This window comes from Vagococcus martis (assembly GCF_002026305.1).
Lineage (GTDB): Bacteria > Bacillota > Bacilli > Lactobacillales > Vagococcaceae > Vagococcus > Vagococcus martis.
The window spans coordinates 2,430,480-2,456,638 of sequence record NZ_MVAB01000001.1; the positions used below are offsets into that span (position 1 = coordinate 2,430,480).

General features: G+C 35.0%; 24 protein-coding genes. 6 read left to right on the forward strand and 18 right to left on the reverse strand.

All coding sequences use genetic code 11. The features are described 5' to 3' along the window. Positions 1-22: 22 nt before the first annotated feature. A complete protein-coding gene (locus BW731_RS11815) occupies positions 23-1,210 on the forward strand; it encodes a DUF998 domain-containing protein (RefSeq protein ID WP_079348441.1) in 1,188 nt (395 codons plus the stop codon). 16 nt (positions 1,211-1,226) lie between these two features. Here the strand turns inward: BW731_RS11815 and BW731_RS11820 are convergent, their stop codons facing one another. After that, on the reverse strand, positions 1,227-2,819 hold the full coding sequence (locus BW731_RS11820; protein WP_079348443.1) for a bifunctional aspartate transaminase/aspartate 4-decarboxylase: 1,593 nt from the start codon (positions 2,817-2,819) through the stop codon (positions 1,227-1,229). Positions 2,820-3,022: 203 nt separating this feature from the next. After that, on the reverse strand, positions 3,023-4,531 hold the full coding sequence (locus BW731_RS11825; protein ID WP_079348444.1) for a UDP-N-acetylmuramoyl-L-alanyl-D-glutamate--L-lysine ligase: 1,509 nt from the start codon (positions 4,529-4,531) through the stop codon (positions 3,023-3,025). Positions 4,532-4,758: 227 nt separating this feature from the next. Here BW731_RS11825 and BW731_RS11830 point away from each other — a divergent pair, with 227 nt between their 5' ends. Beyond that, positions 4,759-5,196, forward strand: coding sequence for a hypothetical protein (locus tag BW731_RS11830; RefSeq protein ID WP_079348446.1), 438 nt, complete (start codon positions 4,759-4,761; stop codon positions 5,194-5,196). A 23-nt stretch (positions 5,197-5,219) separates the two neighbouring features. On the opposite strand, the gene BW731_RS11835 is transcribed toward BW731_RS11830, so the two are convergent. Further along, positions 5,220-5,753: a 3'-5' exonuclease gene (locus BW731_RS11835; RefSeq protein ID WP_079348447.1), complete on the reverse strand. Its 534-nt coding sequence runs from the start codon at positions 5,751-5,753 to the stop codon at positions 5,220-5,222. 138 nt (positions 5,754-5,891) lie between these two features. Between BW731_RS11835 and BW731_RS11840 the strand changes: the two genes are divergently transcribed. Beyond that, complete coding sequence (locus tag BW731_RS11840; RefSeq protein WP_079348449.1) at positions 5,892-6,848, forward strand: Dyp-type peroxidase; 957 nt, start codon at positions 5,892-5,894, stop codon at positions 6,846-6,848. Positions 6,849-6,882: 34 nt separating this feature from the next. On the opposite strand, the gene BW731_RS11845 is transcribed toward BW731_RS11840, so the two are convergent. From BW731_RS11845 to BW731_RS11865, 5 genes are all read right to left on the reverse strand, one after another. Continuing rightward, the gene (locus BW731_RS11845; protein ID WP_079348451.1) at positions 6,883-7,632 is read right to left on the reverse strand and encodes an ABC transporter ATP-binding protein; all 750 of its coding nucleotides are present in this window, start codon (positions 7,630-7,632) and stop codon (positions 6,883-6,885) included. Continuing rightward, positions 7,625-8,506, reverse strand: coding sequence for an ABC transporter permease (locus BW731_RS11850; protein ID WP_079348453.1), 882 nt, complete (start codon positions 8,504-8,506; stop codon positions 7,625-7,627). The genes BW731_RS11845 and BW731_RS11850 overlap by 8 nt, the downstream gene beginning before the upstream one ends. Beyond that, positions 8,503-9,492 (reverse strand): tryptophan ABC transporter substrate-binding protein, encoded by a 990-nt coding sequence (trpX, locus tag BW731_RS11855; protein ID WP_408645954.1) that lies wholly within the window; start codon positions 9,490-9,492, stop codon positions 8,503-8,505. The genes BW731_RS11850 and trpX (BW731_RS11855) overlap by 4 nt, the downstream gene beginning before the upstream one ends. Positions 9,493-9,504: 12 nt before the next feature. Next, positions 9,505-10,503 carry a tryptophan ABC transporter substrate-binding protein gene (gene trpX, locus BW731_RS11860; RefSeq protein ID WP_079348457.1) on the reverse strand — a complete coding sequence of 333 codons (999 nt, stop codon included), beginning with the start codon at positions 10,501-10,503 and terminating at the stop codon, positions 9,505-9,507. Positions 10,504-10,837: 334 nt separating this feature from the next. Then, positions 10,838-11,503: a hypothetical protein gene (locus tag BW731_RS11865; protein ID WP_079348459.1), complete on the reverse strand. Its 666-nt coding sequence runs from the start codon at positions 11,501-11,503 to the stop codon at positions 10,838-10,840. Positions 11,504-11,677: 174 nt separating this feature from the next. Between BW731_RS11865 and BW731_RS11870 the strand changes: the two genes are divergently transcribed. The 3 genes from BW731_RS11870 to BW731_RS11880 all read left to right on the forward strand — a co-directional run bounded on the left by BW731_RS11870 (position 11,678) and on the right by BW731_RS11880 (position 16,209). Next, positions 11,678-13,213 (forward strand): cell division site-positioning protein MapZ family protein, encoded by a 1,536-nt coding sequence (locus tag BW731_RS11870; RefSeq protein WP_079348461.1) that lies wholly within the window; start codon positions 11,678-11,680, stop codon positions 13,211-13,213. Between the two features lie 71 nt (positions 13,214-13,284). Beyond that, entirely contained in the window at positions 13,285-14,985 is a 1,701-nt protein-coding gene (locus BW731_RS11875; RefSeq protein WP_079348463.1) for an NFACT RNA binding domain-containing protein, read from the forward strand. Between the two features lie 3 nt (positions 14,986-14,988). Then, positions 14,989-16,209: a hypothetical protein gene (locus BW731_RS11880; protein ID WP_079348465.1), complete on the forward strand. Its 1,221-nt coding sequence runs from the start codon at positions 14,989-14,991 to the stop codon at positions 16,207-16,209. Positions 16,210-16,224: 15 nt separating this feature from the next. Here BW731_RS11880 and BW731_RS11885 read toward each other — a convergent pair whose 3' ends face one another. From BW731_RS11885 to BW731_RS11930, 10 genes are all read right to left on the reverse strand, one after another. Continuing rightward, positions 16,225-16,512 carry a type III secretion system protein PrgN gene (locus BW731_RS11885; RefSeq protein WP_079348466.1) on the reverse strand — a complete coding sequence of 96 codons (288 nt, stop codon included), beginning with the start codon at positions 16,510-16,512 and terminating at the stop codon, positions 16,225-16,227. Between the two features lie 108 nt (positions 16,513-16,620). Further along, positions 16,621-17,247: a YfbR-like 5'-deoxynucleotidase gene (locus BW731_RS11890; RefSeq protein ID WP_079348468.1), complete on the reverse strand. Its 627-nt coding sequence runs from the start codon at positions 17,245-17,247 to the stop codon at positions 16,621-16,623. A 20-nt stretch (positions 17,248-17,267) separates the two neighbouring features. Continuing rightward, positions 17,268-17,675 carry a phosphate-starvation-inducible PsiE family protein gene (locus tag BW731_RS11895; protein ID WP_079348470.1) on the reverse strand — a complete coding sequence of 136 codons (408 nt, stop codon included), beginning with the start codon at positions 17,673-17,675 and terminating at the stop codon, positions 17,268-17,270. A gap of 199 nt (positions 17,676-17,874) precedes the next feature. Then, positions 17,875-18,426: a YagU family protein gene (locus tag BW731_RS11900; protein ID WP_079348472.1), complete on the reverse strand. Its 552-nt coding sequence runs from the start codon at positions 18,424-18,426 to the stop codon at positions 17,875-17,877. A gap of 427 nt (positions 18,427-18,853) precedes the next feature. Next, entirely contained in the window at positions 18,854-19,474 is a 621-nt protein-coding gene (pyrE, locus tag BW731_RS11905) for an orotate phosphoribosyltransferase (RefSeq protein WP_079348474.1), read from the reverse strand. Then, positions 19,474-20,196 carry an orotidine-5'-phosphate decarboxylase gene (pyrF, locus tag BW731_RS11910; RefSeq protein ID WP_079348476.1) on the reverse strand — a complete coding sequence of 241 codons (723 nt, stop codon included), beginning with the start codon at positions 20,194-20,196 and terminating at the stop codon, positions 19,474-19,476. The genes pyrE and pyrF overlap by 1 nt, the downstream gene beginning before the upstream one ends. Beyond that, positions 20,193-21,113: a dihydroorotate dehydrogenase gene (locus tag BW731_RS11915; protein WP_079348478.1), complete on the reverse strand. Its 921-nt coding sequence runs from the start codon at positions 21,111-21,113 to the stop codon at positions 20,193-20,195. The genes pyrF and BW731_RS11915 overlap by 4 nt, the downstream gene beginning before the upstream one ends. Beyond that, positions 21,110-21,889, reverse strand: coding sequence for a dihydroorotate dehydrogenase electron transfer subunit (locus BW731_RS11920; protein WP_079348480.1), 780 nt, complete (start codon positions 21,887-21,889; stop codon positions 21,110-21,112). Before BW731_RS11920 ends, BW731_RS11915 begins: the two co-directional genes overlap by 4 nt. Before the next feature lie 15 nt (positions 21,890-21,904). Next, positions 21,905-25,084 carry a carbamoyl-phosphate synthase large subunit gene (gene carB / locus BW731_RS11925; protein WP_079348482.1) on the reverse strand — a complete coding sequence of 1,060 codons (3,180 nt, stop codon included), beginning with the start codon at positions 25,082-25,084 and terminating at the stop codon, positions 21,905-21,907. Further along, on the reverse strand, positions 25,077-26,159 hold the full coding sequence (locus BW731_RS11930; RefSeq protein WP_079348484.1) for a carbamoyl phosphate synthase small subunit: 1,083 nt from the start codon (positions 26,157-26,159) through the stop codon (positions 25,077-25,079). Before BW731_RS11930 ends, carB begins: the two co-directional genes overlap by 8 nt.

Sequence of the window (26,159 nt, forward strand, 5' to 3'; positions counted from 1 at the left end):
ATTAGTATAAAGGAGTTTTGATATGTCCAACAAAAAATATGAAATTGAAGTGCCTGCCCCTTTACTCGACTCTATAAAGGGATCGGATGATATGGTTCAAATTAGACGCGAATCGACTAAATTAATTATTGAAAAACCAACTAACTATAAGAATAATGAATCTGTGTCATTACGGTACTTTATTTACCCGTCGATTGTTGTGACAGTTATTTTTTTCTTATCCGTTATGACGAGAAAAATGTCGCAAGTTCCACTTACAGGTAATGTTTCGATAGCCAGTCACTTGATTTATCTTGGATTGATTAGTGGCATGTGCTCATTTACTTATTTTTTTATAAAAGGCAAAAAAAATCCTAAAAATAAATCAACACAAGATATTTACTGGCGTAATGTACCGACTATTATCTTTTCGTTTACTGTCACACTTGCGTTATTATTATCAGCGTTCTTTTGGATGATTAGTAAGTTATTTGTCGGGGCAAGTTTTGATGTATTAACAGCAGGGGCTGTGTTTTTCTTTTTTGCCTGTGTGATTAACTATTACATGATTTATTCAGCCAATATTTTCACCTCATCCATGATTGTCTCCTTACTTATCTCCGTTATTATGGGTGGTGTATTCTTTGCAATGCTAACTAACAGTCAGAGTAAGTGGTGGCAATACAATTTTAGCTATCTTGGTACAAATGATGTCGTTCGTAGTTGGCCGTTTAACCTAACGCTAATACTCGCTTCACTTCTCATGATTGCTTTAGTCGATTATTTGTTTGTTAGTCTCAATAACCATGGCTACAAAGGAAAAGGTATCGCAACCTTACGTATTCTAATGACGATGCTATCACTTTCGCTTGGTGGAGTTGGATTCTTCCCTAACAATAAAGGTGTGTGGCACGAGATGCACAATAGAGCAGCTAACTTGATGGTGCTGATCATTATCCTCTTAATTATCGGGATTAAATGGTTGCTACCAAAAGTAACCAAAGAGTTTTTAATTGTTTCCTATGCAATAGCAATTTGTTTAGTCGTCTCAAACTTTTTATTTGAAACAATTGGTTATCTATCACTCACAGTATTTGAGATTATAGCGTTTGGCTTAGCGTTTAGTTGGATACTTTTACTACTACAACAAATCAACCGCCTAACGTCTTACGATGATGATGTCATTTTGATTAATTTAAAGGATATAACACAAAAAGAAGTGGAGAAATAAATCCCCACTTCTTTTTTTATTGATTCTTTTTAAATGTTTGATAATAATCATTCAACAATTCAAGCATTTGTAAGCCAATTTGTTGGTAATCTTTCGTTGGCAAGTTGGCTTCAGATACTCTTAAATCACCAGGATTAGCACCAAATCCAACCCCATCCATCAATACAATCCCATTTTTCTGAGCGAGATTGACAAGGAAATCAATTTGTTCATAGTGTTCCATCAAATAGTTTTTAAAATCTATGCCATATCTTTCCTCAGCTAAGTGATAGATGTTGATCATTGAATAATATTTCGCATTTTTTTCGCTCTCATCTTTTTGATAGTTTAGCGCAGCATGAAGGTTTTCATAGCGTTCATTCACGAGTTTTTTTGATGCTTCTATATATGAATCTTCCTCATTTTTCACAACCAAATGAGTTAAACTAAACAAGGCTTCCATTATTTGAGATGGTGTAGACAAACCAGCAATATGATATAGCCCGATTGAGCGACTATCAGCTACCATACGATTGATAAAGCTCATTTCTTGAGTGTCCATCACAACTAAATTATAGCGTTTATTTAATTCCTCGTGCTCTTCATCAGATAAATTAGCAATTAGTTTATCAAACACGTTCTCTTTGTTTAATGCTATCACACCTAATCGCCAACCAGTTGCCCCAAATAGTTTTGAATAAGAGTAAACCAGCAATGTGTTAAATGGGCAAACTGAATACACCGTTTGAAAATCTTCTACAAAAGTACCATACACATCATCTGTAATAATCATCAAGTCTGGATTATTCTCAACTGCTTTTTTTATCTCTGCTAAACTGGTATCATTTAACGCTTTGGAACCAGGATTACTTGGATTTACTAAGAAAAATGCTTTTAATTCAGGATCATTTAACTTTTGGATAGTGTCGGCATCTATTTCCCAATTATTTTCTTCTTTTGAAGATAAATCCACTTCTACTAGTTCATAGTCATTTAAAACAGGGATTTGAAGATACGGCGTAAAAATTGGTGTGTTAATCGCAATTTTATCTCCAGGACGAATCAATTTATTTTCTCTTAATGATTGGAATGTGTAAACAATCGCGGCACTTCCTCCTTCAGTTGGAAAAAGAGTGGTATCATTAGCCAAATCAACCCCATTGTACAAAACACTTTGTAGATAGTGATTTAAAATAACTTCTGTATTGTTTAAAACGCGATTTGGTGAAGGATAGAGATTACCAAGTACACCATCTACAAATTCTTTCACTACCTCATCAAGGTTTAGTGATAAATCATTTTTTAGATAGTCTAAACACGTCATCAAAAAGTCATCCGTTTCGTTATTATTAGGATCTAAGAAAGAGATAAAACGATTAGAAATACCATCAAGTTCGGTGTACCCAACTAAATCGCCATCAGAAATCGTTCTTTCTGATTCTTCTATCCCAAATTCTAACAGTCTAGAAAAGGCTAAACGTGCTTTTTTATTTATCCAATTTGGGTTTCCTCGTCCAGCATTTAAATAAGGATTGCCTTTAGTATTTTCTTTTGCGAGTTCTACCATTTTTTCACTAATTTCAAACGCTCCAAGTTTTTCAATTTTCTTTTCGTCTGTTTTGTTTATCATGTTATCTCCTCCATTGATTAACTAAGTCGTTTATTAATGGTTGTTATTATATCACTATCAATAGTTAAAACTAGTTACTATCCAAATGATTCGATAAAAGGTCAATTCATTCATAAAATCATCACAGATAAATAGAAATAAAATAAGACTAATTAGAAAATAAATTCTAACTAGTCTTATTGGTTAACATAATAAAATTATCGTTATTCGTTTATTGTACGTTCTGCAATCGTGAAATCTCCCGCATAAGCAACATCTTCTCCTGCAATTTTTTGATAAAGATCTCTCCCTTTACCTGCGAGAATAACAGTATCTTGACTTGTCGCCATGCTTAGAGCTTTTTTTATAGCTGCTTCACGGTCAAGTTCGATGTGCTGCTCAACTGAGTCATTTACAATATAGCGACTAATTTCTTTTGCAATATCATGTGGTTTTTCATTTCCCGGATCATCAGACGTTAAAATGGCAACATCAGTGTAATCATTTAACACTTCGCCAAAGTCTTTTCTTCGTGAAATAGCCTTATCTCCCGTACTACCTATCACCGTAATAATTCGCCCATCGTGATGCTCTTGTTTTGCAAAGCTAAGTAAACTTGTTAAGCTCACCTTATTATGAGCATAGTCAATATAGACTTTTGAGCCATTTTTCTGTGTTAATTGTTCCATTCTTCCAGGTACCATCGCTTTTTTTAGTCCTTCTTGGCACGTTTCAATTGGAACATCTAATAATCTGGCAGCCATAATACTTGCCAAAGCATTGTCTTTATTGAAATCCCCCATTAAGCCGAGTTCATAAGTAGCACATAGGTTTAATAAATCTTGTTTACTTTTTACCTCAAAACTTGTTGATGTACTACCTTTTTCCCAATGATAATCAGCTTCCTTATTAGTGGCACTGTATGTCACTGTTGGAATTTGGCTATTCTGTGCTTCTTCTAAAATCAGTTGGACATTTGTTGTATCTAAATTCACGATAAATTGTTTTGAATGATGAATCAACTGACGTTTACAATAGTAATAATCGTCAAACGTTGGGTGTTCGATTGGACTAATATGATCAGGTGAAATATTTAGAAAAATCCCAATATCAAACGTAAGTTGATACACTCTATTCAATTTATATGCTTGAGATGAGACTTCCATCACTAAGTGTGTCATGCCATTAGTTACCGCTTCATTCATCATACGATACAAGTCTAGGGACTCAGGAGTCGTTAAGTGTGATTTGAAATACGTTTGACCATCTAATGTTGAGTTCATCGTAGAAAACATGGCTGTCTTTTGATTATTGTATTCATCTAACATGTATTTTAAAAAGTAAGCAGACGTTGTTTTACCTTTTGTTCCGGTAAAGGCAACGAGTTTGAGTTTACTTTGTGGATAATCATAAAATGCCATACTTAAAATAGCCATTGCCTTACGTATATCCGTGACAATAATTCCTAAATGTGCGTCAACGTCAAATGGTGTTTCAGATACATATATCTGCAATCCTTCAGCCAAAGAAGACATAAGATATTCTTCTTTAAAGCTTGCCCCTTTACAAAAAAATAACGTCTCACTTGTCACGTTTCGTGAGTCATAGGATAAATGGGTTAATGTTTTATTTTCTACAGGCAAATCATAATGCCAGCTGTTTTTATGTATAAATTCTTTTAATAACTTATTTTCTTTTAATAGTTGTTCAATCTGTTGCAATGATATTGTCAAAAAAACCACGCCTTACTAATATAATTTAGTGCTATTATATCATACAATGTCAAGAATCAAGTTACTAAGCTTATTTAAATTAAACAATCATTGTTTTTTTATGGTGTGTTTTTATAACTTTGTTCAAAGGGAACACTTACTTATATCCGTTTCTATGGACTATATGGTATAGTTAGTATAAGTAAGTTGTTTTTTAATGATAAAAACAGTTATTTGGAGGAATCATTATGAAATCTATTAAATTATTTGTTGTACTTCTTATTGCGAGCGTTTCCTTAGTTGCATGCACGCCTCATTCTTTTCAACAAGAGTTGACCAAACACGATTGGGTATTGATTACGGAGTCTGAAGAGCAACTGCCTCCTTTGAATGTGAGATTTGATCATGATAAATTAATCTCAACTATTGATACAAAGGCCTTTAATAAAAAAGACAAAGACTATGTTGGCGATGAATTGTATAATAAATTTGCTAAACAATTATCAAACAATACCGAACAAGTTTCACGTTATTCAATTGAAGATGACGAAATCACGTTAAAAACAGATCAACTAGACATTAGTGGGATTTTTAAAATGGAACGAGATGGAAAAGATATTATTTTAACCCCAATCGACAGTGTTGATAATACAGATGTGATTATCAAACTAACCCCAAAAAAATAATTTAAGAAAAGTTAGTTAAGGTCTTACATGACTTTAACTAACTTTTTTAGTGGTTCTACGCCAAAATGCTTGGCTTGATAAAGTACAATCTTGGCACAAGCTAAACTATCATCCAAAGCATTATGATGGTTATCTAGCGTAATACCTAATTTTTCACTGACAGTATTTAATTTATGATTGTCAAATTCTGGAAAAAGTTTTCGACTGGTTCTTACCGTACATAATGACAAATAATGAGGTTGCTCCAATCCGTAATAATCAAGGCAACCTTTTAAAATAGCACAATCAAAACTAGCATTATGTGCCACAATCAAGCGATTTTCTTTAAAATATGGTTTAATCTGCTCCCAAACTTCAGGAAATTTTGGTGCATTCATCACATCTTCAGGATGAATGCCATGAATTTGTCTATTTTTCCAATGAAAATCTGTCTCAGGTTGAATAAGCGAATAATAACTCCCTACAATTTCATCATTTTTCACCATAACAAGAGCAATGGAGCAGGCACTATGTTTTTGAAAATTGGCTGTTTCAAAGTCAAACGCAATAAAATTCATATATAAAAGACTCCTTATCAGTAGAATATTAGATATATTATACATCAATTACAGTTAATTTTTGTCTGTTTTTATTTTCTTTTTTCTTAAAAAAGGATTATTATTTGTTTATAATACCTAACATTGGAGGGAACAAGAATGAGTATTCAACCTAACAAAGCACAAGACGTATGGAAAGATGCTGGTGAGCACGTTCAGTTTACTTTATTGTCATTTAAACGTGAGAATAAAGAACTAGAAAAAAATAAAATTGCGGAGTTCGTGGACAGATCACAAGCGATTATCCGCTCATTACGTATTCGTGATGCTAGTTTAACGGCTGAGTCTGGTTTAAAAGTGTCGATTGGCTTTAGTAATTCTGCATGGGATTATTTATTTGATGGGAAACACAAACCTAAAGAGTTGGAAACTTATCAAACGTTATCAAGTGATAAATATACTATGCCTGCAATTGATGCTGATTTATTTTTCCATATTCGTGGTGAAAATGAAGCCGTCGTCTATGAAGCTCAAACCCAATTCATGCGTTTTTTAAAAGATATTGTGACTGTTGTTGATGAAACAAAGGGATTTCGTTACTTCGAAGGAAGAGCAATTATTGGTTTCATCGACGGGACAGAAGCTCCGACTGTGGAAGATGCGGCTGATTATGCGTTGATTGGCGACGAGGATAAAGACTTTATTAATGGCTCTTACGCTTTTGCACAAAAATGGCTTCACAACATGGATTTTTGGAATCATCTACAAACAGAAGAACAAGAAAAAGCAGTTGGTCGTGAAAAGTTTACTGATCTTGAATTAGAAGAACAGGATAAATTTGCTAACGCACATAATATTGCATCAAAATTTAATCAAGATGGAGAAGAACAAAAAATCATCCGAATGAACGTCCCATTTTCAAATCCAGCATCAGGTCAGACTGGCACTTATTTTATTGGTTATGCTAGACATTGGACGATTACAAAAGGTATGCTAACCAATATGTTAAAAAACTCGGATTATTTACTTAGTTTTTCAGATATTTTATTCGGGCAATTATTCTTTATCCCTTCAAAAGACACGTTATCTCAAATCGTTGATGGCACACTAAATTAGAGACATAAAAAAGCGAACAAGTTGTTCGCTTTTTTCATAGATTAAAGAACGTTAATAAATCCGGTAAATCAAGTTGACTTTTTTCTTCTTTATTAAAGTCTTTTTTTATTTGGCCAGAATCAAGGACAATCAGTCGATTGCCAAAGTTCAACGCGTCCTCCATACGATGGGTAATCATTAAACAAGTTAATTCATTTTCTTCAATCGTTTTCTCGGTTAATGCCATCAGTTGTTTACTCGTTTTAGGATCAAGTGCAGCAGTATGTTCATCCAGTAGTAACAAGTCAGGCTTTTGAATCGTTGCCATAAGTAAACTCAATGCCTGTCTTTGTCCTCCTGAAAGGTTACCAGTTGGGGTGTCGAGATGATTTTCCAGTCCATTACCAATTTTTTGGCATTGCTCAAAGAAAAACTCTTTTTGTTGATTAAGCTGTCTCTTTTTTAACCCTCTCTTCTTTCCACGTAATTCTGCTAATAATAGATTTTCAGCAACTGTCATTCTTGGTGCGGTGCCAAGTTTTGGGTCTTGAAAGACGCGTGCGATATATTTCGCTCGGTATTCTTCACTTTTCGTTGTCACGTCTTCTCCATTTAGCTGAACACTGCCACTTGTTAACGTCAATTGTCCTGATATTGCATTAAACAAAGTCGATTTCCCTGCACCATTTCCACCTAAAATCGTAACAAAATCTCCAGGAGACACGCTAAAATTAAGATGGTCCATAATATGTCGTCCACTAGCAATCGTTTTGACACCATTTTTTATTTCAAGTGCTTTAGTCATTTGTCGCTCCTCCTTTTGTCTTACCAAATTTTCGACTTAACTCTGGAATGATTAAACAAATTCCAAGAATCACAGAAGAATAAAATTTCAAGTATGTGGTATCAAAACTTAGTTTGATAACAGCTAGTATGAGTAACTGATAAATAATACTCCCAACGACAATCGCGATAAAACGCTCTATCATGGTCAACTCACCAAATAATAATTCTCCTAAAATAATTGATGCTAAACCTATGACAATCACACCAATCCCTTTATTAATATCAGCATAGCCATCACTTTGTGCAATCAGAGCACCAGATAGACCAATCAGTCCATTAGACACGACTAAACCTAAAATTTTCATTTTATCGGTGTGAATGCCAAGGGATTTTGCCATCACTTCATTATCTCCTGTGGCGATATAGGCTTGTCCTAAGTCAGTATTCAAGAAACCAAGTAAACAGGCAATGACAATCGCAATAATAATCAGACCGATTAAAACCACATCAAAGTTTGCAGGTAACTTGGCAAACTTTAATAGAGAAAACAGTTTTGGTTGATTTAGTAAAGAGAGATTAGGTGATTTCATAACAAACAACATCACAGAGTTCAATGCACTCATGACTAGTATTCCCGATAAAATCACTGGAATTTTTCCTTTTGTATAGAGTAAGCCTGTTGTAAGTCCAGCTAACATGCCACCAATCATTCCTAAAAGTGTGGCGACAATGGGTGACACACCATTCGTAATGGCAGTCACACAAATTGCCCCACCTAGAGGAAAACTTCCTTCTGTTGTTAAATCTGGAAAGTCTAAAATTCGATAAGTTAAATAAATGCCTAATCCTAATACTGACCATAATATGCCTTGTCCTATAGTTGATACAATCATTTTTTTGCCTCCTCTTTTATTGTCTCTGGTATCGTGATACCTAATTTTTGTGCTTTTTCTTCATTTATAATTAAGTCGCCTTCTGTAAAAGTATAAACTGGCGTATCACTTGGATCTGAGTTACCTTCTAATACATCAACAGTCATTTGAGCTGTTTTGACACCTAATTGATACTGGTTGATACCAACCGTAGCAAGCCCACCATCTGTAACCATGGTATCAACTGATGGAAAAAGAGGTATAGATGCTTTATCAGCAATATCGACTAACGTTTGGTAACCATTAGCAATAATATTATCTGTCGGAATATACACTGCATCAACTTCACTCACCATAACGTGTGACATTTGGGCGATTTCATTGGTTGATGGAACCACATATGTTTTAATGTCAAATTGGTCGCCAACTTCTTTTTTGAATTGCTCAACTTGAAAAATAGAGTTATCTTCTGCTGAACAATAAATCACTCCAACGGTTTTAACTTCAGGTAATATATCTTTAATAAGTTTTATTTGTTGTTTAACTGGAGCTTGATGACTCACTCCAGTAATATTTCCCCCAGGATGCTCTCGTGATGCTACTAATCCTGCTCCAACTGGATCGCTAATGGCTCCTAACATAATCGGAATGGACGTTGTTTGATTGGCTAATGCTTGTGCAGCAGGAGTAGCGATCCCCACTAGAATATCAGGTTCTCGACTGAGTAATTGTTGACTCATACTAGATAGTTTACTCTGATCTCCTTGGGCATTTTGATACATGATATGAGCTGTTTGGTTATCTTTATATCCTTGTTTGGCCATCTCATCAATAAAGCCTTCCCGAATTAAATCAAGAGAGGGGTGACTAACAAACTGTAACACACCAATCGTTGGCAATTCTTTAGAAGTATGTTGCTGTTGGGTATAATGACTGTATCCAATTCCACATATTACCATCACACATAGCCCTATCATGATATACATTAATCGTTTGTTCATTCTCATCAAACCCCCTTTTTATTTCTTCATTTCTTTTTTCAATTCATCTGGAATCTCAATTCCCAATTTCTGTGCTTTTTCTTCATTTATTACCAGATCTCCTGTTTGAAATGTATATATTGGTGTATCACTTGGAGATTTTTTCTTAGTAATGACGTCTACCACCATTTTTGCTGTCTGAACACCTAAATCGTATTGATTGATGCCGATTGTGGCAATACCTCCTTCTTCCACCATCGTATCGACTGATGGAAATATTGGAATATTTGCGTCATCTGCTATAGAGACAATTGTTTGGAAGCCATTTGCAATGGTATTGTCAGTTGGTGTGTAGATGGCATCTACTTCTCCTGTCATAACGTGAGTCATTTGAGAGATTTCATTTGTCGAAGGAACAGCATACGTTTTAACCGTAAGTCCCTCTTTTTGAGCTACTGTTTTAAAACGATCCACTTGCGATTGTGAATTATCTTCTGCTGATGAGTAAATCACCCCAATAGTTTTCAGTGTTGGCAATAATTCTTTCATCAATTTAACTTGAGCTTCAACTGGCGACTGATCACTGACTCCAGTGATATTTCCTCCAGGATGATTATTATCTTTCACTAATCCAGCAGCTTTGGGATCACTAATGGCGCCAAGAATGATTGGAATATCTGTTGTTTGGTTTGCTAATGCTTGTGCTGCAGGAGTAGCAATGCCAACAAGAGCATCAGGCTTTTTACTCATTAATTGTTGGCTCATACTAGAGAGTTTACTTTGATCTGCTTGTCCGTTTTGAAAATCAATATGGATCGTTTCCTTATCTTTATACCCTTCTCTTTCTAATTCTTCGATAAATCCTTTGTAAATCAAATCAAGAGATGGGTGGCTGACAAATTGTAATACCCCAATAGTTGGCACTTTTTTATGTTGTGTCGTTGATCCTGTTTTACTTTTATCAAATCCTGTTATAAAAGAGATGAATAGTATTCCTGAAATGATTGCTACTGCATACTTTAATCGTTTGTTTGTCATCGTCATATCCTCCTAAAAATAAAAAGACGATAAACCGTTTTGTCTATTAACACAACGGTTTATCGTCTTTGTTTAGTCACAAAAAAACCGCATAGATAGGGTGTCTATGCGGTAGAATATCTGTTATCCCTAAGCATAGATACTTCTTTAGAAAAAGTTCTAAAAGTTGTATCTATACCAAAAAATGTATACATACAACTATCTACGCCAAGTTTGCCATGTCGAAATAATTAAATGATGTGATTGTCTGTTTATTTGTCGTTTCATGGCAAGTTCCTCATTTCGTTTTTAATTTGTTATAATAATAACCCGTTACTCATTTACTGTCAATCATTTATTCAAAAATAATTTCTTTGGTCTTTTTTTTCTTTTTATCACTTGATGATGAACTTGATAAGGTTTCATCCATTTTTTTTGCAACTTTAATGCGTTTAGGTTCTTTGCGTGCTATTCTTGGCTGAATGATGGCAACTAATTTCTCATCCAACGTTTGTAACCCACCCTTTAGGTTATTAAACGAATATCGTCCTTTTTCTTTGCCGTTTTCCATCACGATAAACGTATTTTTGGCAGTTAGTTTGTATTTTGTTTCAATATCAGAAAAATTATAGATAGGTTGGATGTAATCAATTTTCCAATCAACAGTTTCAAGTGGTTCATGTTTATCTAATAAAGTTTCAACCTGATTCAAACTAGGATTTTGTTTTGTATCTATTACTGCCACGATATGAGGCTCTTTATCGGAAAATACGCTGCTGATATCTGTTTCTTTTATTGGTTTTACCTGCTTATTGTTCGATTTCAATTCTGAAATAGCATGTAACTGCTTGTCTCTTATGGATGGCCTAACAGCTGACACAAACACAGACATCACTAAAAAGACTATAGTCACCGAGCATATGATGATGACAAAATGTTTGTTTGTTTTGATCATATCTAACCAATTCACTTTTTTTAGGGAATGAAAAAGTTGCTTTAATCGCTCTTTAAGTTCCGTCATTTACTCCCCACCTTATGTATTCTAGACACATTATAACGTAAAACCATGTCTTTGAGAATACCACATCACCATATTAAACAAATTGATTATAGTTTTTGACTACTAATTTTACCTGCGATGGTTTATAATATATAGGTTAATATCATTATTTAAAATAATAAGGAGCGATTTCTTTTGACCAGTAATGAAAAAAAATGTCCAAATTGTGGTCATGTCTTTAAACCAGGAGAAACTTATTGTCCAAACTGTGATTTGTTTGTTCCATTTGATGAACAAAAAAATCTACCAAATGATACAATTACTAATTCAAACGAACCAACGAGCTATAAAAATGACACACCTTCTGAGCCAAGTCCTTCTATTCCAACCTTTAAGCATCGTAACCGTACTAGTGTAGAAGAGACACCTGCGACTGAAGAAGAAATAGTTGAAACGCAAAGTGACATGGAAGAGGCAACTGAAAAGCCAATCATTGAGGAGCTTAGCGAAATAGAAACTATTTCCCCTGTAGAAGTCGAAACTTTCAAGGAAAGTGATGAGCCGGTTGAAGAACAACCACAAACAAGAGTGACTGACTCACCTACTCCACCGAGTAATGAACCACCTAAAAAGAGTAACAAAAATAAAATTTTGGTTGGTATCATTGTTCTATTGATTGTATTTGGTGGTGGTTATGTTTATAACTCACAAAAGAAACAAAATGAATTAGAAACCACATTAAAATTAACAACGAGTGCCGAAGATGCCATTCAGAACTTGTATATGAAAAATCAAGGTGAGGTATTTTTGAAAAAGGGAATTTCTCAATCAGACATCACCTCAGCTGAAGATAAAGTAAAAGAACTAAAAGGCACAGAACAATATGATAAATTAAACGAGCGTATGCAACAGGCAGTGAAAACATTTACTCGTTTAACAGCTATCAATGAAGCATTTAAAAAACCTGTGATTGAAGGCAATCAATTAATCAATGATGCGTATGTCAAAGACGATACTAAATTAACTTTAGAGGCCATTGATCCTGAAGAAAATGGTTTTGACAAACTTTACAATGACACCATCAAAGAAGCAACAGAGCAAAAAACAGCGATTAAAACCTTTAAAACAACACTTGAAAAACTCTATCGTGACGATAAAGTTGTGAGTGAACCAAGTAAACAAGTCTATAATGAGGCAGTGAAACAACTTGCAGATATTAAAGACCCTGAATTAAAAGCTGAATTCCAAAAAATTCTTGATGATGTAAGTAAAATCATTGATGAGCAAGAGAAAAAAGCTGAAGCTGCACGTAAAGAGGAAGAAGAAAAACAAGCCGCTGCTGCAAAAGCTGAAGCAGAAAAAAATACACAACAATCACAAAATAATAACAACACCAACACAGCACAGAATGGTAGCTCATTCACTCCTTCTACTAATGGTGGACGTTGGGGTACCAGACAAGACGCCACAATTGACTTATCAGATCCTGCATGGGCTTGGAATCCTGGTGTTCAAGAAAAAGTCATTTCAGAAGTCATTAAACGTGGTTATGTTGTAGACGGTGGTTATACACTTGTTCCGAAATTTATCGAAAATGGTGTTGGTTTCTATGACCTTTATGCCACAAAAAATTCGAAACTATTCCCAAATAGTAAACCTGAAGAATTTCCAATTTACGTTGTCACAATTAACGATAAAACAGGTTGGTTTAAAGGAAACGGACCAAATTAAAAACAAGGAGAAATAACAGATTGATTGTTGTTTCTCCTTATTTATTTCTACTTTAAAAAGGAGGTTTTACCATGTCATTTGACGGTATTTTCACCCACTTGATGGTAAACGAATTATCGAATACATTAACCAATGGACGTTTGTCAAAAGTCCATCAACCATATGATAATGAATTGATGTTAGTTTTTAGAAACAACTCGAAAAATCACACGCTTTTATTATCTGCTAATCCAAATTATGCTCGTATTCAACTAACGAATATCAAGTATAAAAATCCTGCTACTCCGCCCAACTTTTGTATGACGCTTAGAAAGTATCTTGAGGGAAGTATCTTACAAGAAATCAAACAAACTAATAATGACCGTATCATTTCGTTTTCATTTGAAAGTCGCAATGATTTAGGTGACTTAGAAAGCATTGTGTTAATTGTTGAATTAATGGGCCGACATAGTAACATCATTTTATTAAATAAAGACACAAAAAAAATCATTGATACAATCAAACATGTGGGTATGAGCCAAAATAGCTATCGTCTTCTTTTACCAGGTGCTGATTACATCACACCGCCACTAAAAGACACACAAAACCCTTGGACAGTTGACAAGGAGGCTTTGTTTAAAGAATTAAACAGTTTAGCCGAGCTATCACCACAAGCCATTCAACAGCAATTTGAAGGATTTTCTAAAGATACGGCAAATGAATTAGTTTACCGCCTAAAACATGAAGATACAGATAAAGTAACGACTTGGACTAACTTCTTCAATGAAATGACAAATCAGTTACATCCAACTATTGGATTGATTAAGGATAAAGAACGCTTTGCTCCTATCCCCTATCAAACCTTTGATGAAGAATTATCACAGTTTGATACACTGAGTGACTTGCTAGATGCTTTTTATGAAGGCAAAGCCGAGAAAGATCGGGTAAAACAACAAGCTGGTGAGCTAATCAAAAAAGTGACAAACGATATGAATAAATTAAAAAAGAAAACCAAAATTCTAGAAAAACAACTTGTGGATGCTGATAATGCAGAGATTTATCGTGTCAAAGGAGAGCTTCTCACAACATTCTTACATGAAGTAAAACGTGGCACTACAAGTGTTGAGCTGCCAAATTATTATAATAATGATGAACCAATTAAGATTAGTTTAAATGAAACCCTTACACCCAACCAAAATGCACAAAAGTATTTCCAACGTTATCAAAAACTGAAAAATGGTGTGGCTGTAGTTAAAGAGCAACTAAATATTACAAAATATGAACTACTCTACTTAGAATCAGTATTAGCCCAATTAGATATCGCATCACCGAGCGATGTGCAACTGATTAGGGAAGAATTAATCGCTGAGAAATACATCAAAATAAAAACCAAAGATAAGAAAAAACAAAAAAATAAACCATCGAAACCAATTCAGTTTGTTTCTAGTGATGGGGACATCATTTTTGTTGGAAAAAATAATATCCAAAATGACCAACTCACTTTAAAAACGGCTAATAAAAACGATATTTGGTTGCATACTAAAGATATCCCTGGTTCTCATGTCATTATTAAAAATAGTGATCCTAGTGATCAGACGTTACTAGAAGCAGCCTTGCTTGCGGCTTATTATTCAAAATACCGTTTATCAGCATCAGTCCCTGTTGATTATGTTGCAGTGAAGCACGTTAAAAAACCAAATGGTGCCAAACCGGGATTTGTTATTTATGAAAATCAAAAAACATTGTTTGTCACGCCAGAAATAAATGAGATTAAAAAGATAAAGGAGTGTTGATATATGTTACGTTTTAGAACTGTTTTACTTGGGATTGTTGGAATTGGGCTATTAGTGTTTGCTCTTTCATATTTTGTTTATCGATTTATCTTTAAAAAAAATCTTAAAAATATAAAAATAAACATCTTGATGATACTACTAGCTGTTATTGGTGGTACTCTTTTTTATAGTCCTGCTAGGCAATATATTCAATTAAAAAAAGGAACCATCGACCATAGTAATGTCGTGACATATAATGGACAAAAGATAAGAACAGAAGCCAATGCGACTGAACGTCTTACTTTACCTTCTGTTTATGGAAGTATTGAAGCTACACACCCTTCTGTTGTAGCACTTGATAAACCGTTAGATGGATACAAATACTGGATGGCTGTAACACCTTATCCAAAAGGAAAAGCCGTTTACGAAAATCCACATGTATTTAAGTCAAACGATTTAGTTTCATGGATTCCAAATGAAGCAAATCCACTAGATGAACCAAAAAGCGAAAAATTTAATGATAATAACACACCGATGCAGTATGACTCTGATACGCATATTATTTATAATAAAGAAAAGAATCAATTAGAAGTATTTTGGCGTTATGTTGATGATATCAATAAGAAATCAATCATTTACAAACGAACATCGGTGGATGGAAAAAATTGGACACCTAAAGAAATAGTCTTTGATGGAACAAAACCAGGTGAAGATTGGATATCTCCTGTATTTATTAAAGACAATAAGGGATATAAAGTATGGTATGTTGCTCATGGATATAAAATTTGGACTAGAGATAGCCAAGATGGAAAGAAATGGAGCAATCCTGTAGAAGTCAAGGTTCCCTATGAAGAAAAAAATATGCATCATTGGCATTTAGATGTCCAAAAAACTGATTTGGGCTATGAGATGGTGGTTGTTGGGTTTAAATCAAATGGTGAATACAAATTATCTGATCGACATGTAATGAATGTGTATTATTCAAAATCAGAAGATAATAAAAAGTGGGACACTCTTAAACCAATCATCTTCCCTTCTGGTAAACGAGTTGGATTTGATGGAAAAGGGTTATATCGTAGTGCTATGTTGAAAGAAGGAAAGGACTATTATATCTTTTATAGTGGCATTGGGTATGATGATACTCGTGGTGTCGGTGTATCAACTGGAACAGATATCAATCACTTGAAAGGATTAAATCTATCTGATTACGAAGGAAAAATAAAATTAGATAACAAAACCGAGTAGTTTTTCTACTCGGTTTTATATACGCTTTTTCGTCCGCTTATACTTTTCTTTATGTCCATCATACTCAATTTGTAAACGCAACAATTCAGAATAAACCCAGTCCATTGATTTGCTTGTAGCAAGTGATAAGGAATAAATAAATGATACAGGGAGCGATTCGATGCGTCGTTCTCTACTTACCCATGTGGCAATAGTTGATTGCGGGTATTGAAATTGTTCGCAAAATTCTAGTACAGTATAGTTTAAATGCTTAATAATAAATGTATTGATAGGGTGAGGATAAACAAAAGTATTGGTAGTCATGGTGGGAAAACTCCTTTTTATTTTAATTTCATTTGCGATAATAGTTATCTCTTTCTTATAGTATAATAAAAAACGACTAATTATTATTAGGATAATTAGTCGTTTGCTCTATAAATATTGATTTATCTGCAAAATAAATTCTTCTTTACCATAAAATGACTTATCCAAGAGTTCTGGAAAGATTTCTGCAAAAAAGTAAGTCACGGACGGTCGATGTTTGTATTCTTGTATCGTTTGAACGGCTTCTAAAAACATTTCTTTATAAACAATTTCTGGATTATTTTTCACAATCTCTTCAAATGACTCATACAGTAAGTCAACTTTGTCAGCAATGGATAAAATCTCACCTTCGACAGTGTCGTCTTTGCCTTCAAATAATCGTCTGCGATAAATGTCTTGAAACTCTTCTGGAATTTCTTGTGATATGAACTCATCCGTCATCTTTTCTTCAACTGTTTGCAACATGCCTCTTAGCTCTTTATTGGCATACTTTACAGGTGTCTTAATATCACCGATAAATCGCTCAGTATAGTCATGATTTAATGCTTTTTCATAAAGACTCTTCCAATCAATCTCTACCCCATGATGCTCTTCAATATCTCCTAAAACTTGTGCAATAGACGTAACACGATATGAATGAGCCGCTACTGTATGCTCTGTAAATTTAAAAAAACCAGGTGCACGCGTAATAGTTTCCAAATTGTTAAGACCTAAAATAAAATCATTTAACCCCATCATGTCACCTACTTTCAATATTATTTATTTTTTCTAATTTTTTCTTTTGCTTTAATTAATTCAAGCAAGTAAAGCGTTAATGTCAATGTTAAAATAGCAATCGTTAATAATAACGTTTGCCCCCCATTATTATGAACCACAAGTAATTGTCTTAAAATCGCCGTAATACTAATTAAAACAAGGTATTTTATCGGAACATTGTGTGCGTCTTCAATGTACTTAAGTGTCATGATAATAAACTCAAATAACATAAAGAAACCAAGAATATAATCAGCAATCGTATCTATAGAACCCATCTTATTTTGGATAAAAATTAATTTAAAGATATTCACTAAATCTAGTCCCATATATATTAAAATGAGTATAGCTAAAATAGAAAGAAAGACATTCATCACAATACTAAGAAGCATTTTAAATTTTTCTTCCATAAACCCTCCTAAATCAAATAGTATATCTATTAAATAATAAAGTATCTAATAATGCAACTATAAAACTCTGTAAAAACGTCCTTTTAATACCTTTCCATAATTAATCACAAAAAAAGAGCCACGTTTTTGTGACTCTTCATCTTATCAAAGAAATCTTTCCACGAATTTTCGTTAAAAAAACCATGTTATTTTTCTTACTTTAAATGTTTTCAAGATTACCTTTTTTATCTTTACCTATTAAATAATAAGTGCATGCTGCTATAGACCATGCCCAAACAATATGCCCAAAGAATTCAGAAAAATGTTCATCAAATGGTTGATTCCAAGGTGCTGGCATGCCTCCTATTGCAGGTATCAATAAAATATGAAAAACAATCCACACAATAATTCCATAGGCGGCTCCTTGCCAAAGAGCAATTTTTTTCCAATACTGTGCAACAAAAATAAATAAAGCAGAAAACACAATTGAAAAACTGAAATGTAAGCACAAAGAAAACCAAAAAACTTTTTGATCCTCAGAATACAATACATAGGCATGAGTCAATGACTCAGGTACTCCAAATAATTCCATAACTTGCTGAGGAGGGTTGGTTAAATTTCTTGCAATAGTTCTAGGTGGTAAAATTGCTTCCCATCCAATTTTTACCATGCCTGAAACCATGCCTGAAATCATACCTGAAATTATTCCAAACCAAATACTTTTAACAAATATCTCCTTAAATGAGGCACGAGGCTTATTCAATTCAAACATTTAATCCTTCCCTTCAAAAAATAATTAAATTATTCGAAACAACAATATAATACTAATAATAACTCCTTTAAAAATAAAAAAACTTTGTTTATTTTTTTACTATCGCATATAATTATTTTTTTGTGATTAATATCACTTTAAATTGTAACGAATAACTTTATAATATACGGTATAATTTTGAACATTTCAACTATAAATTTACCTTTTTTATAATACTTATTTAGTATATTGTAGCTTTTTGTTTTATTAGTAACTTTATGAATATCGTTTTGTGGAGATATTTTTGTTATGTTAATAGCTATAAATTGTCCTTGTAATAATGTTTATTCATATGGGGAACAATTCTAAGTATAAAGAAGTAAGATACTAATAAAAAGTCTTTGAGTATCTTATTTCTTTATACTATGTGCGTTTATAATTGATCTCTTTATTTCAACCAAGAAGCTGGGTCTTTTTTCCATTCTTGTAGTAATAGACGATCATCTTGTGAGATGTAATCATTTTCTATCGCAACGTCGATTAATTCATCATAGTTCGTTAATGTATCAAATGGAATGCCTGCTGCTTTGAAGTTTTCTACACCACTTGGTAATTGATACGTAAAAATGGCAGCAACTCCCAGAACATCTGCTCCTTCACGTTTAGCTGCTTGAGCCGCATCAATCACGCTACCACCTGTTGAAATCAAATCCTCAATAATAACCATTTTAGCACCATTATCAATACGACCTTCGATTTGATTTTTCTTGCCGTGATCTTTAGATTTTCCACGGATATAAACCATTGGTAAGTCAAGTTCTTCGGCAACCCATGCTGCATGTGGAATCCCTGCAGTGGCTGTTCCAGCGATCACTTCAACACTTGGGTAGTTTTCTTTAATTAAGTTGGCTAATCCTTTAGCGACCAATCTACGCACATCAGGATAGCTCATCGTTAAACGATTGTCACAATAGATTGGACTTTTAATCCCACTCGCCCATGTAAACGGCTCATTTGGACTTAAAGATACTGCTTTGATTGATAATAATTCTTTTGCGATTTGTTTCATTACTCATTCTCTCCATTCCATTGTTCTTTTATTTCTAAATAAGCAGCATAAGGGTTCTCTGCTTGTGTAATTGGTCTTCCCACAACGATATAAGTCGAACCGTTTTCTCTTGCTTTACTTGGTGTCATCACACGCTTTTGGTCACCAACGTCATTGCTGGCTAAACGAATGCCTGGTGTTAAACACACAAAGTCTTCACTTGTATGTTCTTTGATATCTCTTGCTTCATGGGCTGAACACACCACACCATCCAGTCCTGCTTCTCGAGTTAATGTGGCATAATGACGCACACTTTCATTTAGGCCAACAGAAATGAGTTGCTCTTCTTTCACTTGTTCATCACTAGTAGAGGTTAATTGAGTCACAGCAATTAATTTGGGCACTGACTGACCAGTAGGGGTTCCTTCTTTCAATCCTCTATAAGCTGCCTCCATCATCTCTTTACCACCAGCAGCATGGACATTAGTTAATGCCACACCAAGCTTAGCGATACCTTTCATAGCAGAATAAACAGTATTTGGAATATCATGTAACTTTAAATCCAAAAATACATCATGTCCATTATCAATCAACCACGTTACGATACTTGGCCCTTCTTGATAAAAAATTTCCATGCCTACTTTCAGATAAAGTGATTCTTCTTTTGGAAAATGACTTAAAAATAATTCCATGTCTTTTTTACTCGGTAAATCTAATGCAATGACTGGTCTTTTTTCTCTCATTGTCTAGCCTCTTTCACTTCTCTTATTAATTGTTCGATCGACTCAATCCCTAATTCGTCCATCTTGCTTGGTAATTCATCAATTAACTTCGGACAAATATATGGGTCAGTGAAATTCATTGTTCCAACAGCTACAGCACTTGCTCCAGCTAAGTACATTTCAATCACATCATCTACTGTGGACACACCACCCATTCCAATAATCGGAATGTCGACTGCGTGAGATACTTCATGAATCATGCGAATCGCCACTGGTTTAATACCTGGACCTGATAATCCACCCGTTCCATTTGCTAATACAGATTTTCTTGTTTTTAAGTCTATACGCATACCAACTAATGTATTAATCATCGTAATTCCATCTGCTCCAGCCTCTTCAACTGCTTTTGCAATGGGTACAATACTTGTCACGTTTGGTGATAATTTGATGTAAACTGGCACATTAGCTACTGATTTTGCTGCTGCCGTTAATTCTGCGGCTACTTGCGCACTTGTTCCAAACGCAATCCCACCATCTTTTACATTAGGACACGAAATGTTAAGCTCGATCGCTTTAACGTTTGGCGCATCCCCAATTCTTTCGCATACTCGTTTGTAATCATCTACCGTTGAGCCAGCGACGTTTGCGATAATTGGAACATCGTATTTTTCAAGAGAAGGTAATTGATTTGCCATAACGGTTTCTAATCCCGGATTTTGCAATCCAATAGCATTTAACATTCCACTAGGTGTTTCAGCCACACGCGGAGTTGGATTACCATAACGCATGTCAGCGGTTGTGGCTTTTACCATAATGGCACCAAGTTTACTTAAATCATAATACTTAGCATATTCATCACCAAAACCAAAACACCCACTTGCTGGCATAATTGGATTTTTTAATTCTAACCCTGGGATACTCACACTCAAACGACTCATATTATCACGTCTCCTGCTTTAAATATTGGCCCTTCATCACAGACTTTTTTATTAACCTTAGGATCTTTCTTAGATTGGCAAACACACGCATAGCATGCTCCCACACCACAAGCCATTCTCTCTTCCATAGATAGATACACATGGGGATGATCTATAAAAGTCGTTTCAACTGCTCTTAGTAACCCTGGTGCACCACAAGCAAAAATTGCTTTAGGTTCTCCCGTTACAGGTTTAACTTTATCAATCAACATCCCAACATGACCTTTTACACCATATGAGCCATCATCTGTTGCAATATGTAACTGACCTAATGCACTGAATTCTTCTTCATAATACATCACATCTTTTGACGCAAAACCATTTAAGAAATAGATAGTTGCCCCTTTTTCTTTTAGTCTACGTCCTAACTCATAAAGAGGAGGAACACCAATTCCTCCACCTATTACATAAACAACATCATCTTTTTCTACCATCTCTATATCAAATCCATTACCTAAAGGTCCTAAACAATCGAGTTTATCTCCAATTTGACACTCGCTAAAAACTTTTGTGCCATCACCTTCAACACGGTAAATGATTTTGCACGTTTTATCGCCATGATTTACTTCTGCCAAACTGATTGGGCGTCTTAATAGTAAATCTTCTCTCGGAACACGAATATGAATAAATTGACCTGGTGTTACCATCTCTTGCGTTAAGTCTCCTCTTAACGTCATTTCGAATATACGTGGTGCTAATTCAACTTGATTGACAATCTCCATCATCTCTTGTTTCATATTCAATCTCCTTTTTTATAATGATAATGCTGTAAAGCTTCTAGCTTCTAATACTTTAAGAATTGCTTTTGTTGTATCAAGGGACGTCATAAGTGGCACACCATTTTCAACAGAAAAACGTCTTATTCTAAAGCCATCTGATGCTTCTTTCGCACTATTCCCTGTCGTGTTAATGACTAAGTTCACTCGTCCTGTTTTAATGCAGTCAATCACGTTATAATTTTTAGTATCTGCTATTTTTGCGACTGTTTCGACAATTAATCCATACTCCGTTAAGAATTTGCTTGTTCCTTCAGTTGCTAAGATACCATACCCAATATCTGAGAATCGTTTGGCTAATGCTAAAGCTTCTTCTTTGCAATCATCTGATATGGTAAACAACACATTACCATAGTCAGGTAAATGCATGCCACTTGCTTCAAATGCTTTGTAAAGAGCTTTTTCCATTGTACGATCTGTTCCCATAACTTCACCAGTGGATTTCATTTCTGGCCCTAATTGTGTATCCACTTCATGAAGTTTCGCAAATGAGAATACTGGTGCTTTCACATGAACCATTGGGCTTTCTTTATATAAACCTGGTTCATAACCAAACTCTGTTAATGTATGACCTAAAATTAATTGTGTCGCCAGTTTGGCCATTGGGATATCTGTTACTTTACTTAAGAAAGGAACTGTTCGGCTAGCACGAGGATTGACTTCAATCACGAAGACGTCTTCTCCTTGAGCGATAAACTGGATATTCATGATGCCTTTACAGTTCAACCCTTTAGCTAATTTTTGTGTGTAATCAACAATTTTATCAATCACTGGTTGACTTATTGTTTGAGGTGGATAGACTGCCATCGAATCTCCTGAATGAACACCCGCACGCTCGATATGTTCCATTATACCAGGTATTAATACATCTTCTCCATCACAAATCGCATCAACTTCACACTCTGTTCCAACAACATATCGGTCGATTAAAATTGGATGCTCTGGTGATGCTTTTACGGCTTCAACCATGTAACGTTTTAAGTCTTTTGTGCTCCAGACAATCTCCATCGCACGACCGCCTAAAACATAACTTGGTCTAACTAATACAGGATAGCCAATTCTTTCCGCAATTTTTATCGCGTCCGCTTCATTAGTCGCCGTTGCTCCTTCAGGTTGTGGAATACCTAATTCTTGTAACGCCTGTTCAAACTTGTCACGATTTTCTGCTCGATCTAAATCTTCTAAGGTTGTTCCAATAATTGGAATACCGTGTTTTGTTAATCCTTCTGCTAAGTTAATCGCTGTTTGACCACCAAACTGAACGATAACGCCCTTAGGTTGTTCTAACTCTACGATGTTAAGCACATCTTCTAATGTTAATGGCTCAAAGTATAATTTATCTGAAATTGAGAAGTCAGTTGAGACGGTTTCTGGATTGCTATTGATAATAATCGCTTCATAGCCTTGTTCTTGAATGGCTTTAACTGAGTGAACTGTCGCATAATCAAATTCTACCCCTTGACCGATACGGATTGGACCAGAACCAAGGACAATCACTGATTCTTTATCTGTTCTTACACTTTCGTTTTCTTCTTCATAAGTACTATAGAAATATGGTGTTTCAGAAGCAAATTCTCCAGCACATGTGTCCACCATTTTGTAAACTGGTAATATCTTGTTCTCAGTTCGGATATGTTTTACGTCTTCTACCGTCATATTCCATAATCTAGCAATCACAACATCTGCAATACCATAACGTTTCGCTTCTTTTAATACCTCGATATCGTTTGGATTGTTGGATAATGCATCTTCTAATTCGATGATGCGTTTGATTTTATCTAAGAAGAAGATATCAATTTTAGTAAACTGAGCAATGTCTTGAATCGTCATGCCTCGTCTAATACCTTCAGCTACTCTGAATAAACGGTCATCTTTTGCTTCCACCATTTGTTTGATTAACTCATCATCTGACAGGTCTTTTGATTCTTCTGAGTCAATATGATGTAACCCAATCTCTAAAGATCTCACTGCTTTTAGTAATGATTCTTCTATCGTACGACCTAACGCCATCACTTCTCCGGTTGCTTTCATTTGGGTACTTAATAATCTATCTCCGTGTTCAAACTTATCAAATGCCCAACGTGGAATTTTTGATACCACGTAATCTAATGCTGGTTCAAACATTGCATACGTTGTTTGTGTCACTGGATTTTTCATTTCATCAAGTGTTAAACCGACCGCTATTTTCGCTGCAATTTTTGCAATCGGGAATCCTGTTGCTTTACTTGCTAATGCTGACGAGCGACTCACTCGAGGATTTACCTCAATGACATAATAGTCATAACTATCTGGGTTTAAGGCTAACTGAACGTTACATCCCCCTTCAATTTCAAGGGCTTTAATAATTTTTAGTGACGCATCTCTTAATAGCTGAACTTCAACATCAGATAATGTTTGGCAAGGGGCAAACACGATGGAGTCACCAGTATGAATTCCAACAGGGTCGAAGTTTTCCATGTGACACACCACAATCGCTTGATTCTTTTTATCTCGCATCACTTCAAATTCGATTTCTTTGTAGCCAGCAATACTTTTTTCGATTAAACATTGGTCAACGGGAGAAAGGCTGATACCATTTTTTGTAATCGCAATTAATGACTCTTCATCATCACACATTCCCCCACCTGTTCCACCTAACGTAAACGCTGGACGAACAATAAGAGGATAGCCAATTTTCTTACCAAACTCTACCGCTTCTTCTACTGTATGAACAATCACACTTTCTGGAATTGGCTCATTTAACTCTTCCATTAACTGTTTAAATAAATCTCTATCTTCTGCTTGGTCAATGGCACTGATTTTAGTTCCTAGGAGTTCAATCCCTAATTCCTCTAAAATTCCTTTGTCATTTAATTCGATGGCCATGTTTAACCCTGTTTGTCCACCAAGTGTTGGAAGGATGGCATCTGGGCGTTCTTTTCTTAATACCTTTGTGACAAATTCTAACGTGATAGGCTCGATATAAACTTTATCAGCAATGTCTTTGTCTGTCATAATTGTCGCTGGGTTTGAGTTGATTAACACCACCTCATAACCTTCTTCTTTTAAGGCTAAACATGCTTGTGTACCGGCATAGTCAAATTCAGCTGCTTGTCCGATGATAATTGGTCCTGAACCAATCACTAATATTTTTTTTATATCGTCTCTTTTAGGCATGTTTATTCCCCCAGTTTTCCATTAATTCGATAAACTCGTCAAAAATTGATTCAGCATCATGTGGCCCAGGTGCAGCATCTGGATGGAATTGCACTGAAAAGGCTGGATGATTTTTATGTTTAACCCCTTCAACTGATCCGTCATTAATATCAACGTGAGTTAACATTAATTCTGTTGTATCTAAACTATCAAGCGACACAGCATACCCGTGATTTTGAGAGGTGAAGTACACCGAGTCAGAGGCAATCTCTCTGACAGCATGATTGCCACCGCGATGTCCAAAACGCATTTTATACGTATCTGCTCCATTAGCTAAACTTAATAACTGATGTCCTAGACAAATACCAAAAATTGGGACAACCCCTTGAATTTTTAAAATCGTTTTTAACACAAGTGGTAAATCTTTTGGATTTCCTGGTCCGTTTGATAGCATCACGCCATCAGGTCGATAAGATAAAATCTCTTTTGCACTTGTGTCATAGGGAACAACTGTAATATGACAATCACGTTTGATTAATTCTCTTAATATACTTTGCTTCATACCAAAATCAATCATCACCACGTTTGCGCCAGTTCCTGGAATGCTATAAGGTTTAGTAGTTGAAACAGCTTGGACTTGTGTTGATGGTAAAACCGTCGCTCTTAATTGGTCGTAAGCATGGTTTATGTCAGACACAACATCTATAATGCTTGCCTTCATTGCTCCTTTTTCACGAATTTTTTTCGTTAACGCACGAGTGTCAATCCCGCTGATTCCTGGAACACCTTTTTCTTTAAGGAATTCATCTAGCGTTGCTTGTGAGCGCCAGTTTGATGCCACTCTAGCGACATCTCTGACCACAACAGCAGAACAAGCTGGAGACATGGATTCAAAATCATCACGATTTATTCCATAATTTCCAATTGTTGGATAAGTGAATAATAATATTTGCCCTTTAAAACTTGGATCCGTCATCATTTCTTGGTATCCACTCATTCCTGTTGTAAATACTAACTCACCAGTAGCTGAACTTGGCGCACCAAATCCTTCTCCTTCATAACATGTTCCATCTTCTAAGATTAACAGTCGTTTCAT

What these genes read in the sequence shown, in the direction of transcription:
- BW731_RS11815 (WP_079348441.1), top strand. Translation starts at nt 23, where the DNA reads ATGTCCAACAAAAAATATGAAATTGAAGTGCCTGCCCCTTTACTCGAC.
- BW731_RS11820 (WP_079348443.1), bottom strand. Translation starts at nt 2,819, where the DNA reads ATGATAAACAAAACAGACGAAAAGAAAATTGAAAAACTTGGAGCGTTT.
- BW731_RS11830 (WP_079348446.1), top strand. Translation starts at nt 4,759, where the DNA reads ATGAAATCTATTAAATTATTTGTTGTACTTCTTATTGCGAGCGTTTCC.
- BW731_RS11835 (WP_079348447.1), bottom strand. Translation starts at nt 5,753, where the DNA reads ATGAATTTTATTGCGTTTGACTTTGAAACAGCCAATTTTCAAAAACAT.
- BW731_RS11840 (WP_079348449.1), top strand. Translation starts at nt 5,892, where the DNA reads ATGAGTATTCAACCTAACAAAGCACAAGACGTATGGAAAGATGCTGGT.
- BW731_RS11845 (WP_079348451.1), bottom strand. Translation starts at nt 7,632, where the DNA reads ATGACTAAAGCACTTGAAATAAAAAATGGTGTCAAAACGATTGCTAGT.
- BW731_RS11850 (WP_079348453.1), bottom strand. Translation starts at nt 8,506, where the DNA reads ATGATTGTATCAACTATAGGACAAGGCATATTATGGTCAGTATTAGGA.
- trpX (WP_408645954.1), bottom strand. Translation starts at nt 9,492, where the DNA reads ATGAGAATGAACAAACGATTAATGTATATCATGATAGGGCTATGTGTG.
- trpX (WP_079348457.1), bottom strand. Translation starts at nt 10,503, where the DNA reads ATGACAAACAAACGATTAAAGTATGCAGTAGCAATCATTTCAGGAATA.
- BW731_RS11865 (WP_079348459.1), bottom strand. Translation starts at nt 11,503, where the DNA reads ATGACGGAACTTAAAGAGCGATTAAAGCAACTTTTTCATTCCCTAAAA.
- BW731_RS11875 (WP_079348463.1), top strand. Translation starts at nt 13,285, where the DNA reads ATGTCATTTGACGGTATTTTCACCCACTTGATGGTAAACGAATTATCG.
- BW731_RS11880 (WP_079348465.1), top strand. Translation starts at nt 14,989, where the DNA reads ATGTTACGTTTTAGAACTGTTTTACTTGGGATTGTTGGAATTGGGCTA.
- BW731_RS11885 (WP_079348466.1), bottom strand. Translation starts at nt 16,512, where the DNA reads ATGACTACCAATACTTTTGTTTATCCTCACCCTATCAATACATTTATT.
- BW731_RS11890 (WP_079348468.1), bottom strand. Translation starts at nt 17,247, where the DNA reads ATGGGGTTAAATGATTTTATTTTAGGTCTTAACAATTTGGAAACTATT.
- BW731_RS11895 (WP_079348470.1), bottom strand. Translation starts at nt 17,675, where the DNA reads ATGGAAGAAAAATTTAAAATGCTTCTTAGTATTGTGATGAATGTCTTT.
- BW731_RS11900 (WP_079348472.1), bottom strand. Translation starts at nt 18,426, where the DNA reads ATGTTTGAATTGAATAAGCCTCGTGCCTCATTTAAGGAGATATTTGTT.
- pyrE (WP_079348474.1), bottom strand. Translation starts at nt 19,474, where the DNA reads ATGAAACAAATCGCAAAAGAATTATTATCAATCAAAGCAGTATCTTTA.
- pyrF (WP_079348476.1), bottom strand. Translation starts at nt 20,196, where the DNA reads ATGAGAGAAAAAAGACCAGTCATTGCATTAGATTTACCGAGTAAAAAA.
- BW731_RS11915 (WP_079348478.1), bottom strand. Translation starts at nt 21,113, where the DNA reads ATGAGTCGTTTGAGTGTGAGTATCCCAGGGTTAGAATTAAAAAATCCA.
- BW731_RS11920 (WP_079348480.1), bottom strand. Translation starts at nt 21,889, where the DNA reads ATGAAACAAGAGATGATGGAGATTGTCAATCAAGTTGAATTAGCACCA.
- carB (WP_079348482.1), bottom strand. Translation starts at nt 25,084, where the DNA reads ATGCCTAAAAGAGACGATATAAAAAAAATATTAGTGATTGGTTCAGGA.
- BW731_RS11930 (WP_079348484.1), bottom strand. Translation starts at nt 26,159, where the DNA reads ATGAAACGACTGTTAATCTTAGAAGATGGAACATGTTATGAAGGAGAA.